This window comes from Nocardia coffeae (assembly GCF_019890715.1).
Classification (GTDB): domain Bacteria; phylum Actinomycetota; class Actinomycetes; order Mycobacteriales; family Mycobacteriaceae; genus Nocardia; species Nocardia jiangxiensis.
In genome coordinates, this window is sequence record NZ_JAINZY010000014.1 from 24914 (window position 1) to 39411 (window position 14498).

The 14498-nt window shown below is 65.2% G+C and carries 8 protein-coding genes; all 8 read right to left on the minus strand.

Annotation, left to right across the window (positions count from 1 at the left end; all coding sequences use genetic code 11):
• Positions 1 to 5: 5 nt before the first annotated feature.
• Positions 6 to 1556, minus strand: a complete 1551-nt coding sequence (locus K7711_RS36605) for a cutinase family protein (RefSeq protein WP_222975634.1) — start codon at positions 1554 to 1556, stop codon at positions 6 to 8.
• Positions 1557 to 1811: 255 nt separating this feature from the next.
• Positions 1812 to 2912 (minus strand): lipase family protein, encoded by a 1101-nt coding sequence (locus tag K7711_RS36610; protein WP_222975636.1) that lies wholly within the window; start codon positions 2910 to 2912, stop codon positions 1812 to 1814.
• Positions 2909 to 4147, minus strand: a complete 1239-nt coding sequence (locus K7711_RS36615) for a cutinase family protein (RefSeq protein ID WP_235748358.1) — start codon at positions 4145 to 4147, stop codon at positions 2909 to 2911. Before K7711_RS36615 ends, K7711_RS36610 begins: the two co-directional genes overlap by 4 nt.
• Positions 4144 to 4989: a hypothetical protein gene (locus tag K7711_RS36620; protein WP_222975638.1), complete on the minus strand. Its 846-nt coding sequence runs from the start codon at positions 4987 to 4989 to the stop codon at positions 4144 to 4146. Before K7711_RS36620 ends, K7711_RS36615 begins: the two co-directional genes overlap by 4 nt.
• Before the next feature lie 1055 nt (positions 4990 to 6044).
• A complete protein-coding gene (locus tag K7711_RS36625; RefSeq protein WP_222975921.1) occupies positions 6045 to 7877 on the minus strand; it encodes an IS481 family transposase in 1833 nt (610 codons plus the stop codon).
• Between the two features lie 864 nt (positions 7878 to 8741).
• Complete coding sequence (locus K7711_RS36630) at positions 8742 to 10553, minus strand: coiled-coil domain-containing protein (protein WP_222975640.1); 1812 nt, start codon at positions 10551 to 10553, stop codon at positions 8742 to 8744.
• Positions 10554 to 10980: 427 nt separating this feature from the next.
• A complete protein-coding gene (locus tag K7711_RS36635) occupies positions 10981 to 12207 on the minus strand; it encodes a cytochrome P450 family protein (RefSeq protein WP_222975642.1) in 1227 nt (408 codons plus the stop codon).
• A gap of 268 nt (positions 12208 to 12475) precedes the next feature.
• Positions 12476 to 14212, minus strand: coding sequence for an acyl-CoA dehydrogenase family protein (locus K7711_RS36640; RefSeq protein ID WP_222975644.1), 1737 nt, complete (start codon positions 14210 to 14212; stop codon positions 12476 to 12478).
• Positions 14213 to 14498: the final 286 nt, after the last annotated feature.

Sequence of the window (14498 nt, forward strand, 5' to 3'; positions counted from 1 at the left end):
GTGGCTCACCTCCTTTGTCGGGAATGGGATGGTTGATTGGGCCCTTCGGGGAGGGACGGTCGGCGAGGGACGACCGTGTTCCTTCGGACGCTGGCAAGGAAGTCCCTCCGCCGAAGGGGTCGTGGGCTCGTCACCACCGGTGACGTGCTGTCTGGATGCGGGACCAGCACGTGCGAGGTCGGCTCGCCGCTGGCTCGTGGCGTCGTCGCGGTCGTGGTCGGCTCTGTGGAGGCAGAGCTGCTCGGTTCGGGCGGGGCCGTAGCCGATGGTGTTGCGGGGCTGGTCGTTGCGGCCAGGTCGTGGGCGACGACGGCGAGCCAGTGTGCGACTGCGTCGAATGCCGGGGTGCCCTGGGGTGTGGCGGGTGCGGTGCGGTAGGACTCGCCGTGGCTGCTGGTGTCGCTGTACTGGGCTTGGGTCGCCGCGTTGTACAGGTCGGTGTTGTCGGTGAGTGTCGAGGTGATCGCGGTGAAGGCTTGATCGAGCCAGCCCAGCGCTGTTTGTGGAGGCACCAGCTCTGCGGCCGCTCCGGCTAGTTTGACGCCCAGATCCGCCAGCGCGGCACCAGGATTGGTCATTCCGACGGTCGCCAGCTCCGCGATCGTCGCCGGTGTCAGCACACGTTGGGCGATCGACACGACGGCATTGAGTCCGATGGTGCCGATCTTGAACAACGTCGCCAAGGCTTGGTCCGGTCCAGGCATCGGGGTACTGGGGTCCGAGGCTTCAGCCAGGCGCTGCCCGAGGGGCTTCGTCGGCCGATACGACAGCTGATCCAGACTGTTGCCCTGGATGTCCTGGGTAATCACGCTGGTGGCGGTCTTCCACACGGTGCCCGCGAGTGCTTGGGCCACCGTCGAGATCGCACTGATGGGGTCGTGGAGGTTCGATTGGGCGGTGATGTTCGCGATCGTGCGCGCTATCGGTGAGCCTGCCTGGGTGTCGCATCCCAGGTCCCCTGGCGTGCACAGGTCGACCACGCGGCCGGTCAGTGCACCGTATGGTGTTACGCCGCTGTCTGATTGGCTCACCCCTCCGCCGGTGGTGCGGGATCCGTTCAGGGTGATCGTCGCGATGTCGGGCTCGGATACGCCGGGCACGGAGTCCGGTCGGGTCTGCGCTGGCCGCCCTGGGAATGTCGGTGATCCGTTGGGACGTTGGGGGTTTCCGAACAGTGCGACTGCTGCGACTGCCTCGGCGGGGATCGGGCCTGTGCGGGCCCCGACCTGTCGGGCGAACTCGGCCACCGACGCAGCGCCCTGTTCATCGCCCACCGCGGCGATCCGGGTGTGGGCGCAATGTCCCAGCAGCTCGTGGGCCGCGGACCCGAGTTTCTCAGCCGCGGTGTTCACTGCCTGGTCGTAAGGTTGGGCGGCCCCATCGCCGGTGCGACCGTAGGGCAGGTAGGCGTGCTGGATGTCTTGTCCCGCTGTTGCTTCCAGCGTGCTGAAGAGTGCACCGAGCGCGCCGGTATCGGTCGTGGAGGAGGTGTCGCCAGCGTTCTCGTACGGTCCCTGCACAGCCAGCACGTACAGTGCCGGGCAGCTCGCACCCACCGGTGCAGGGTCCGGATCGGCATGCGCTATTCCAGCCCCGGTCGCGAGCAAGCATACGAGCATCGCCGCACTCATGCGGATCGTGCCGCGTTGCGACCGCCGCTGCGCGGCCCTCGTGACTGCGTCTGGTGTGATGATGCTGGGCAGCATGGCTTTTCACCTCCTCAGCGAATGGGACTTGCTGTCTTCGGCCAGTTGCTCGCTTGGGCCGCGTGAACCGATTTCACGGGCCGGGCGCGCACTCGGATCACCTGGTCAGGGCTCGGGGCTCGTGGCGTGGCCCAGGTCATCGGTGAGCAGGCTCAGCGCCTGGGCCACACCGTCTGTGGCCGCACTGAGGTGGTCCGTGTCGTAGGCATGCCAACTGGCCGCAGCCCCTGCGGTTCGGTAGTGCGTGTACAGAGCGTGTGCGTGCTGAACGGGTACGAGGGCGTCGTGTGTGCCGTGGTAGAGGTGCACGGGGATCTGCGGGATGATCAGGCCGGTCTTCTCGCGCGCCAGCACGTACCGCCACATCGGGTCGGCCCACGGGTCATCGCGTTCGCACCAGTGTCCGAGCGGTTGACCGAACTGCTCGAGCAGCACCTCCAGCGGCAGTTTCGCGGCCAGAACAGCGATCTGGCGGCCTTCGTCGCTCAGTACATGTAGCAGCGGAAGGTGCCGGTGGGCGGTGGACAGTCCGATCAGTCCGGCCAAATTCAGTGCGGCCCAGCGAGAATCGGCTAGCTGCGCAGCCAGCTCGCCCGGGTCGGCTACCACCGCGCCTGCCGACACTCCGCGCAGCGGCACCTCGGGTGCGTACGTCGAGTGCAGTTCCGCCGCCGTCACTGCCGTGCGCCCTCCGTCGGCGTAGCCCCAGACCACCGTGTGCGCGGGGTCGGCATCGATCTCGGTCAGGCGTGCAGTTGCGCGCGCGATGTCCAGGACCGTGTGCGCGGCCGCGCGGGCGGCCAGGAATGTGTGCGGGCCGGTCCCGGCTCCTAGGCCTTCACCGTCGGGGACCGCGACGATGAATCCATGCTCCAGCGCCGCGTCGATGCGATCGGCCTCGGTTTCGCGGCCTTCGGCCAGCAGTTCCGAGGGGGCTGGGCCGCCCAACCCGTGGAATGCCGGGCAATACACCAGCACCGCATCGACACCCGGTGCATCGGCGCGCGGGGTGAGCACCATGCCTGAGACCGCAATCAACTCGCCGTAGGAGTCGGTGGAGGCGTACACGATTTGCCAGCCCTGCGCAGCTTGGGTCAGGCCCGGCAAGGGAACCTTGCGGGTGTGTAGCAGGTCGCCAGGCCGATAGCGGTGTTCGATGACGATGTCGGGGTAATGGTTCTCGAACTCGGGCGTCGGGTTGGTCATGGGTGACTTCCTGCAATGTCGTGGGCTGCGGCGGTGAGCCAAGCGATGCCCGAGGCGAGTTCTCCGGTTGCGGCGTAGCCGGTGTGGGCGGCGACGGTGCCTGCGAAATGCGCCCACACCGCCGGGTTGCTCATGTCCGCGTCGTCGGCGGCCAGTCCTCCGATCGCGCCGGCAAGTTGCCCGGCCAGGGCGGGGAGCACCCCGATCGGGTCGGCACTCACGGCGGCGTTGATCTGGGCCAAATGGCCGCTGGCGGAGTCGGTCTGCGTGCGGTTCGGGACCGGCGTTCGGGGATCGGCGGCGTCGATGAGTCTCTGGGACAGGGGTTTTCGTGGCCTGTAGGTGACGGCGCGGTTGTCCACGACGATGTCCTGGTCCAGGATCGTGGTCCATGCCGCGCCCAGCGCCGTCCTCAGCAAATTGTTCAAGGAGGCCAGCGCGGCGACCGGATCACGCAGATCGGCCTGGGCGACCAGGCGTGCGGCGAACTGGAACAACGCGGCACGGTCAGGACTCGCGCAGGCCAGGTCCGCATCGTCGCAGACTTCGGCTACACGGCCGGTGAGCGCGCCGAACCTCTGTCCGCCGGTGCCGATTCCGCCGCCTCCCGCGCGCGGCACGCTGATCTGGACGGTCGATACCGCGGTCTCGACGCTTCCTGGAACGCGGTCGGGTCGAGTCTGGCCTGGCCGACCGGGGAACACCGGTGATCCGGGTGAGCGATCGGGATCCCCGTACAGGATGATCGCGGCAATCCGGTCGGACGGAACCAGTCCGTGCCCGCCACCGATCTGTTGCGCCACAGTCGAGACCGCCTGTGCACCTTGCGAATACCCGACCGCCGCCAGCTTCGTCGTCGGGCACGTCGTTGCCTCGTGGTTGATCGCATCGATCAGTCCGTTCACCGCGCCGGTGACCGACGTGGCGTACGATTCGGTCCCCGCACCGACGACGCCACCGAATCCGGCGTCGTAGCTGATGTAACTGCGCTGCACCAGGTTTGGTGCCGCAGCCATGACCGGTCCCAGCAGTGCGCCGAGGAGTCCGGTGTCAGCGGTGTGGCTGGCGGCGGGGTTGGACTGCCCGGTTCCCTGCACGCCCAGCACGAACAGTGCCGGGCAGCCCGACCCTCCACTCGCTGCGGACGCCTGCACCGGTGTCAGCGCAGCGGCGACCGTCCAGGAACTCGCCACCATCAGGGCGGTGGCACGGGCTGTCCTTCCAATTCTGTTCATCGCGCTCCGACCCCGACTCCGGCGCCGAACCCAGCGCCGATCGCGCCTGCGACGGCAGCACCTACCAGGCCCGCAGGTACTGCGGCGATCGCGGCGCCGGCAGCCGCTCCTGCGGCCGCGCCCAGCGCGGTGCCGGCCACGCCGGAAGTGATCGTGCCGATCACCGGCACCGCGACTACCGTGCCGACTACCGCACCGGCGATTCCACCGACCGTGCCACCGATCAGTCCTCCCACCGTCGCGCCCACGGCCGCCGCTGGTGCCGCAGCCACCACAGCCCCAGCCGCTCCACCGACCGCAGCTCCCGCGATCGTCGCTCCTGAAACACGGTCCGATCGCCCGGCGGGCAGCCCGATCGAGTCCAGGAAGGTAGCAGCGTTGGCCTCGGCTCCCGCTGCGGTGGAGTTGATCGTGTCGCGCACGGCCGGAGGTACCCAGGCTGGTGACGGGCTCTGCCACTGGCCGATTCGAATCGTGTTGTCCGGAGGCCGGATCGGCGCTACCGGAGGAACCGGCCGTGGCGGATGCAGGTCCTGCAACCGCACCGGCGGGGACGCGGCGGCGCGCGGTTCAGGCCTGGGCACCGGACCATTACGCACGACCGCGGGCTGAGGCACGTCAACTGCCAGGGCGGGCGCAGGCGCCGGGGTCGCGGCGGGCGGTGGCGCTGGTGCTGTGGTACCTGGTTGGGACTGGTTGGTGACTCCGGGCTGCTGCGTGATCACCGCCGGGACACTCGCGGTGGCCGCACCGTAGCAGGAGGAGGCAATTGCCATTGATGTCGCGGCCGTCATGATCGAGCTCCCGGCCACCAGCCCGAGCCTGCCGCTGCGCCCACGCATTCGCCGTTCCTGCTGGAGTGAGGTCGATGTGATGGCGCGGGGGCGTGGATGGTCACTCGATGTGCCGCGTCGCCTGAATGTGGGCATGGCGAATAATTCCTTCGTCGAGGATGGGGGAATCTCAGGTGTATCGAAGAAGAAAAAACGAAAACGAGGAGACTGCATTTCTACGAACCCCTTGACGGGCCTGCGAGCCGGGGTATCCATTGACCCGCAGGCCCGTCCGATCCTGCGAGTCAGTGCGGAATGAGGGACCAGATCTGAACGGCCACCGTCAATCCTTCCGAGAGCAGGACCAGGGCATCGTGCGCATAGATAGCAATCGTGTTCAGGTCCACTGCATTTTCCTTTCCAGTTGCGTCGCTGTCGCAATCAACACAACACGGCGATGCCACTGATATCCATAGTTCGCAGTGACCCTATTTGCGTCAAATCCCATTATCGTCACACCGAAAATTCCGCTCCACCAGCTGAAATCACGGTCTTTTGACGCCCGTAGCCTCAAGCGAACATTTCTGCATGAGAGGGCGCTTTCCTCGAATCCCGGGCTCCCCCGCGGCGGCAGATGCCCAGGACATCGGGCAGGTGACCGGTCGAATGTCAGCTACGCCGCGCCCCGTCACGAGCTAACATGCCCCTAACGCAGCACATCGAGCAGCGGGCCGACTGCGCCTGATTACGCTGCACGACAATAGATTTCATCCCTTCGACCTGGCTGCCCACGGTAGAGGCTGCCCCCTGACACATTTCTGTAGATCCGCATTGGCATTGACGGTCAGTGACGAACTGTTCGCCGAGAGCGCGCGTCTGCTGGACCGGTAGTGACTATGACCACCTCACCCGACCGATCGTCTCGAGCCACCGCCGAAGCTGTCGCCGCTGCCCGATTGCTCGTGTCGCAGATAGGAATCCCCGCCGCCGACCTCGCCGCGGATGGCACGTCCGCCCCCACATACGGCTAGATCATCCCCAAAGTCCCCTCGCGACCCTGCCCCCGGGGTCACTCCGCAGCTACAAAGCTGCACTTCAAGTGTGTGGAGTGTCGGTGTAAGGGCTCAGGACATCCTTGACGGTTTGTCATCAGGAGATGCTTGATGCTCGTCGGGTTTGGCGCCAGCGCCGGTGACGTGGAATCGGGTGATGGGTTTGGTGTTTTTTCGGGGGCGGACGGCGATCTCTTCTTCACCGTGCAGGATGCGCAGGTGGGTGTCCTCGATGACGACGGTGACGATCTTGCCGCGGCGGCGGGGGCCGAGCTTGATGCCCTGGCCAGCGACCATGATGCGTCCGCTGGCGTGGACTTTGCGTTGTGCGCGAAGCGATCCCGCGGGCAGCGGTGGCGGCGGTAGTGGGGTGGTGGGTGTGCGAGCGCCGAGCAGGCGGGGGATCCGGTCGCGGCTGATCGGGCAGGGCCAGGTGCCGATCAGAGCGTTGTCGGCGATGGCGTGCAGTAGGTGACCATCCAGCCGCAGCGTGACTCTCCTTCCCGCCCAAGCGAATCCGACGAGATGGTCGATCCCGCCGATGCCGACCAGGCCGTCTTTGTTGACGGACCGGTCGATTTCGACGACCTGGCCCGGCTCGACGACGGCAATTCCGTTGACGCGGCGCAACGCTGGCCGCTGCGGTGCCCGACCGGCTGGTCGGGCACCGCGCATCGTGAGCCAGGTGAGGTCTTCGGGCAGCAACCGGGAGCCCAGGGTGCGGATGACGTGCCCGTCGCAGCTGATGTGGATGCTGCGCAGGTCGGCCCAGACTGTGACCATGCGACCGGCCATGCTCTCGTGCAGCGACACCATCTGGCGGCCCGACCGGACCGAGAGGTTGCCGGTAGGTGGCACCCGCAGGTCGAACTCGACGGCAGCGCCGTCGCCGGTGGAGTGCGGTGGTGGCTCGATCACGCCGATGACCAGCGACGACTCCTCCTGCGAAGGTTCCACGGACGCTGCCGGGTCAGTGGGATCGATGCGGGTCGGCCCGTTGGGCCGGAACAGACTCGCCGGGACCGCCATGTCCAGCGCTTGGTGCGGACGCCGGTGGTTATAGGCAGCGATCCAGCCATCGACGGCGTCCTGAGCGGCGGCGATCGATTCGAACGGGGCCACGTGGTCCAGGAATTCGGTGCGCAGCGTCTTGTGAAACCGTTCGATCTTGCCCGTCGTGGTCGGCGAGCGCGGCTTGGTGAGGCGCTGCTTGATGCCGTTGTCGCGGCAGATCTTTTCGAACAGCACCTCCACCGGCAGCGGTTTGACATATCGGCCGGTGAACTGACCTCCGTTGTCACTCAACACTTCCGAAGGCACGCCGTAGCGGCGCATCGCCGCGGTGAATGCCTCACCGACCTCCCGGCCCGACGGCCTCGCCAGTACGGTGGCGATCACGATGAACCGGGAGTGATCGTCGATACCGGTCAGCAGTTTGCATTCGCGGCCGTCGGCCAGCGGAACCCCGCCGACGATATCGAGCTGCCACAAGTGCATCGGCGTCTGCCGCTGCCACCGCTTGTATTTGCGCTTGTGGTGCTGGGCCTGCGGATCGATCATCCCGTTGCGCATCAACACCCGGTGCACCGTCGCCCGCGACGGCACCCGTGCCAGGTCCTGGCCGGCGAGCTCGTGGCTGATCCGGCGTGCGCCCCACCGCGGATGCTTGCGCCGCAGCTGGCAGATCAACGCCTCCACCTCGGCGCTGACCTTCGTCGGGCTCGAATGCGGCCGACGGGACCGATCAACCAGCCCGGCCATCCCTTCGGCGGTGAACCGCCGCCGCCACGTGTCCAGTGACTGCCGCGTGGTGCCGTAGCGGGCCGCGACCTCACCGATCGGCGAACCACCCAACACCTCGCACACCGCCCGATACCGGTATTCCGCTACCGCCTGTTGATCCACACCGATCCCGTTCGCACCGTCGACAACGCCGACCGGAACAAGACCATCGATCACGCCGAAACGTCAAGAGTCTCTTGAGAACAGATGGTCAAGCATCTCCTGAGCCCTTACATTGACATGGAGTGACCGTCATCTCGACGGGGTAGCGAAACCCGACTTAGAAGAGATGGCTCGCCTCGTCCAGGACGCCGCCCGCGCCAACCGCGCAACACGCAGCGGAGGCGGCGCCGTAGAGAACTTCGTGACCACGGTCTGATGCATATACCAGTATGCCGAGGAGAACGGCTGGATCCGCCCCTCGGACAACCCCCTCCCGCAAGTATCCGAACATACCCACCAAGGCTCGCACGCTATACGACCCTCTCTGGACAGCTCGCCGAAATCTGCCAGCCGCCGCCGCTTCCGGCAGCAACCCCGAACTCGACTCGCTGATTCTGCGCCTGCACATCGAGACGGCCGACCGCGCGCCGGAGCGTCATCTGCCTTCACGGTTACGAGCGACCTGAACCAAGTCGTAGCGGAACTCTTGCGGATACGGCTTGGGCACACCGACATCCTCTCAGGCCGGCCACTCCGCCAGCCATCTCAGTGGTCACCTACCCGTGTAGGAGGCCCCCGATGACATCCGGCAACTCAGCTTCAGGGGGCGAGCATCCCAATCGTCTACAACCGCAGACTCCTTCTCACTTACTCTGCGCACCGCATGTGCGTAGGGTATCGCGATGTCATAATAGTCGCGCATGTCGCTGGTATGAGGCCCCAACGCTGGCCACGTGGCCGGCTGCGCGTCGTAACGATTGGGGTGCGCGGCCCCCTGAATCCAAGTCGCACTACGATATTCAGTTGTTTGGTCAGCTAACGTACTTACTGTTCAACGGATGTTGCGATGCATGCGCGTTGCAACATCAGCAGCGTAGCCGAACGATCCGGATCGTAGTTCTTCTGGCAACCACCGCACAAGGTCGGCTGCGATCTGTACCAATCATCGGCGGGGTGCTCGTAGCCACAGGCAGCGTGTATCCGTGACAAACCAGCTGCAGGCACGGTGGTGACGGTCACGCCCCTTCTCACGCATGTTCGGTGGATCACGTCGCGCAATCGCCCCGGCGATGCGGTGTCGCGACGCCGCGCAACCCTATGCCGCACCGCGGCAGTCAAATCGGGATTCTCGAGCCGGGCCAACTGCGCGACGGACATGTCATCCAGCACGACGTGCGCCGCCTGCCCTGCGATAATCGCTGCAACGTTGCGCCACATATCGTCTCGGCGACGTAGATGACGCCGCCGACCGTGTTCCTGCTGCTCCCACAGTGCTTTGTCCAGTCGCCGCCAGGACTCCAACCTGGCAGCGACCTCTTTGCCCTGCGGAGGCGGTGTGTCACGCCATGCGAAAGCGATGGCTGCGAACCTGGCCGATGACTTCCACCGTGCTACGTCTGCACCGGTGAGCTCCTCGCCCTCGTCCTGGGGGCGCGGATGTGGACAAGAGCCGTTCGCTTCGAGCCACCGCAGCAGGCTGGCTTGGATCCGGTTGCGAGCGGTGTCCCGCTGCGAGGCGATATCGGCGGCGCGGTCGACACCGTCGACAATCTGGTTGGGCAGTACGACCACGCCTGTTATCCCGTCATGGTCGGCGCGTAGTACGTGTTGCCACTCAGACGGAATGTCCAACGGTGTGGTGGCTCTCCAGTTCGCAACCTGGATCCCGTGTTCATGATTCCGCCACCCCAGGTGCAAGGCTACGGTGGGACCGTCGGCGAGGGGAATCGGTGCGGGGTCAGGAAGTTCTGCGACAACCGCTAGTCGTGCCTGCCAGGTACCAGCAGTGCGGGTAACAGTCAGCTTCACCCAAGTGATGTCGGCGTCCGCGGGCAGCATCCGATGCTGCTGCACCGGAATGTCTACCCATTGGTCCTCACCCGAGGCAGAGCCGCAGCGCATCCGCACCACCGCGCGTCCGACCTCACGCTGCTGGGGGCGCGTGAGCGTTGCCCATACCTTCGGATCTGTCCAGGGGATCTGTATCACCCTGTGGTACTTGCCATGTGAGTTCGCTACCACTTCAGGTGTGCGCGGCGGCTCGCCGGCCTCTCGCTGAAGTTGTACAGCGAGGGTGCCACCATCGAACCGATGATGGCGCAGCTCGGCACTCCGGCCTTCCTTACGCATGGTCGCGACGCGACGCACTGCAGCTTGGTGTTGCTGGACAACGTCGTTGTGCGTCGCCCAGAACAAGCCGCCACGCCGACAGTATTTGTCGAACAGGCGCCTGTATCCCACTTTCAGTTCGCCCTTGATGATTGCGAGGGCAGGCTTGGCAGGCTTGTGGACCTTTGCGATAGCGGTCTGGCGCTCGCTCCGAAGCGTTTTGAGCTGTGCGCGAACCGCATCCTGCTCTTCTGCCAGCGGTCCGATGATCCGCTTGGTGCGCTGCTGGGACCGCTCCGCTCGAACCCTTTCGTTGAGCTCGTTCGCGCGTTGCTGAACAGCAGCGAGGGACCCCTCCACGCGCCGAACACCCGGGAACGCAGACCACAGTTCTTTCAGGGCCGCGTCGTGCTGGTGTTGAAGATCGACGAGATCGTCACGAAGGCTGTGAGCGAGCCGCAACTGCTCCCACACCTGGGACGGGATATCCCAATGCCCGGTACCGATCGTCTGCACGATGACAGCCATCTGCGGGCCATCCTCCTCACGTCTGGCGTAGTGAAGCCTCGAGCACATGGGAAGATCACCGACGGAGATTCCAGCTTTCGGCTTGCTGTTGCGGAACCATGTTATGTCGCAGGAAATTTCGCTGGATTGCGGATATGCCGAAGCGATACAGGTGCGGACGGCGGCCGTGGGCTGCATGAGCGATCTTGTCGGTCCCTCTCCTCTGGCTCTGAGGCTGCCGTGATGTTGCGCCCAACGTCTCAGCCCTGGCAGCGAGTGCTTCACGAGTCCTCGATCTGGACCAGGTGTGGGTGAGGGGCGTTGCGACTCTCGGTCGGGTGGTCCGGGATCGAGGAATTTCGGACCACCCGACCGGAGCTCAAACAGATCCCGCCCCAGCGGTTCTCGCGACAAGGGTCGTGCGCATTATCGAGTTGTACTTTGCCGTTTATTCCAGGATTACCGGTAGTCGGGCATGACCATTGGCAATGAAGCCGGGTACTGTGCCGAGTTCGTCGGGAGAGACCGCGAAGCGCATCTGGGGAAACCGTTGAAAGAGTGCGGGTATCGCCACTTGCGCTTCCAGTCGTGCCAGGGGTGCACCCGGACACCGGTGCGCCCCGTATCCGAATGCCATGTGGTCCTTAGCCGTTCGCTTCGGATCGAATTCGTGTGCACTGTCGCCGTAGAGGCGGTGGTCTCGGTTGGCCCCGGCAGGGCAGGCCAGGATCACATCGCCTTCGCCGATCGCGACACCGGCGACGGTCAGATCCTGCACCGCGTAGCGCAGTGGGATGTGCGCGATCGATGGTTGGAGCCGCAGCACTTCCTCGATCACATCCGACCAGGACAGGCTGCCGTCCAGTGCGGCCGTGCGGTGGTGCGGGGCGGTGAGCAGAAGGTATATCGCCTGGTCGATCAGGTCCACGGTAGTTTCGTGCCCAGCGTTGATCGTTAGATACAGTGTCCCGACGAGTTCTTCGACGCTGAAATCCTTTGCGGGATCGTCGGCGTGGGAGATGAGCGTGCTGGTCATGTCATCAGCGGGATTCTCACGGCGATACGCAACGAGGTCTTGCAGGAGCCCGCCCATCCGCTCGTAGTTGGCGACGGCTTCCGCTTCGCTCAACGCGATGTCGAAGATGCCGTCGACGCATTGGCGCAGCGGTTTGATCAGGTGATCGGGCACTCCCATCAATTCGTTGATCACGCGCAGAGGAAGCGGATAGGCGAAATGCTCGCGAATGTCCACCGGGGCGTTCTCCGGTGTGGCTTCCAGACTGTTGAGCAGATCACGGGTAATCGCCTGAATGCGAGGTTCCAAGGCTGCAGTGCGCCTGTTGGTGAATGCCGGCGCGAGAAAACTGCGGAGCCGACGGTGTTCGGGGCCGTATGCGGTGAACGTCGAACGCGTATTCACCCAGTTGAGGAGGGGGAAGTCCTTGCCGATCTCCCCGTTCCGGAAGGCAGGCCAGTGCTGGTGTGGGTCTTTGGAAACCGTTGAGCCGGAGAGTATTTCCTTGAGTTCGTCCGCGCCGGTCACCGACCACGCCAGCACTCCGCCCGGAAGCACGACTCCGGAAACCGGTCCCCGCTCCCGAATGCGGGCGATTTCACCGTGAATGTCCGGGCCTTCGGGATTGATGACGACAGGGTCCGTATGGTTGTTTGTCATGGGAACTCCGATCTGGCAGCCAGCCGGTGGGGACAGCCTTGCGCTCTGTCCTTCCGGTTTCAGTGGGCGTTCACACAAGGACGCGCCGTGCCGCCGGGTGTCGCAGTTTCCTGGCGAATTCACCACAGAGCAGCAAGGGGCACGGGGCCTGTTTCGACAGCCTCCCCTCTGTTGAACCGGTGCTGGTGCTATCGGCGGCAGAACTGACGGTTGTCTGCTCCTCGATAGAGTGAGCGAGGGCGCCCCGGCCGGGGCGCCCTCGCTGACATCAGACCCGCTGCGGCTCCGCACAACGGGCTTCCCAGGCAGCGGGGAGATCATCGGAAAGCACTGGTGCTCCGAGCATCTCGTCGTCGAGCCCGAAGGCGGCCAGCAGACCGGGCACGTTCTCCGCGAGAGTGTCGATGGCGCGACGCAGCAGCTGCTTGGTCGTCTCGGCCCCTGCGACGTCGAGCAGACCGTGCGTGAGATACCAGGTCATGTGCTGCTGGATGTAGTCCAGCGCGAAAACGTCACGTACAGCGGCGATTTCGGGGTGGCCGTCGTTGTCGGTGAGTACCCGCAACGCATCTTCGGCGCAATGTGCGTTCGCGAGTTCCAGGGCTTCGGGGATCACTGCGAGCCGGTCCGCGAGGGCCGGTGTGGCCAGATGCCGCTGCGCCTCGTGCGCGATCGTCAGGGTGCGAGCCTGGAACAAGCGCGCGCGATCGGCGGGGTTGGCAGGGTCGCACACGATGGCTGCGGGCGACAACGTCGGGGCGATCGCCTTGGCCAGGACACGACCGGCCACCGACCCAAGGACGTCGCAGTCGCCTTCACCGGTGATCGCCGCATGGCAGACCCCGATGTAGTCGGCGACTCGGTTGGCGCTGAACATGCCTTGAGCACCCATCTTGATGCGGCAATGGGTGACCGTTTGCAGCGCGTGCGGCTGGATGAAGTACTTGGCCAGCATGACCGGCAGGACCGCTTCGCGTTCGGTGGGATCGTTGTGTGCGAGGAAGGTTTTGATCGCGTTGCCGTAAACGGTTCGGGCTACCGTGCCTGCCAGATCGGTGAGCAGGGTGTCGCGCACGTGCGGGATGTCGAGCATCACGGTGGTGTCCGTGGGGGTCAACGGCACTTTTCGTTTGGCCGCGTAGCTCAGCGCGATGTACAGGGAGGCACGCGCGGTGGCGGTCAGGCACGAAGACAGCGCCAGCCGACCGACGGTAAGCTGGCTGATCGCCGAGGCGAACGCCTTCTTCTTGCTGCTCTCATCCCGCCAGGTCAACACACCATCGTGGTCGATGGTGGCCAAGTTGTTCGCCAGCCAGGCGCTGCGGTCGACCCGGAGGTTGTCGAACTCGATGAACGAGTTGTCCATGATGACCAGCTGCTGGCGGTCGAGCTGGGTGATCTTCACGCCGGGGGCGGGCTCACCGGTGGCGTCGCGCAGTCGCGCGGTGAACAAGTGCACGCCTTGATCGACACCCGCGCCATCGATGAACCGCGCACCAACGACGCAGACCCGGGCGGTGGGCACGCCGACCGAGGGCATGAACTTACGCGCCAGCGGGTCCGGGGTGGTCAGCACGAACGCATCGCCGTCCCACCGAGCTTCGGTTCGCATGAACTGGATGTTCGAACCGCAGCCGTATTCGGTCAGCAGCATGACGCCGATACTCGAACCGTCGTCCAGATCCCGCAGATACTTTTCGGCGGAGGCAGGGTCCGTCAGGGTGGCCAGGCTGCCGGAGGCCAGGTTGTAGTGGCCCGAGATGAGGGGGATCAAGTCGGTGGCCAGAACTGCGCTCCAGTCGAACACGCTGAACAGCGCAGGCAGATCGGTTGCGATCTCGTGGGTGTCGCCGATTTCCTTGACCAGGTACCGCAGCTGGTCGTAGGCGTTCGCTCGTCGCTGCTCCTGACTCTGCTTCTCCGTGATGGCGAAGTCGGGGTTGTTCAGAACTTCCTGCAACTGCTGGTGGAACTCCACGCTGCCGTGTCGGAGAACCTCAGCCAACGATGTGCGCTGGTCATAACCATCCGAAACCATAACCGCCTCCTACTGATTCAAACCCGGCGGCTATTCGTTCGCCCCCGGGCATACCCCAGGCTGTCGGCACCCGCTTCGACGCGCCGGAACTCGCTGGAACCACAGGAGGTGAACACAGCGAGGCCGGGAGAAGAGACGGGCGGTCCGATTACCTGTCAAAAGCTCGACGCATCACACACCTTCACGTGAACTCCGTTCGCTATCTCATCAGCGGCTTGCGTGCGCTGCGTCGCGGAGTTGACGCTCGCCTGAC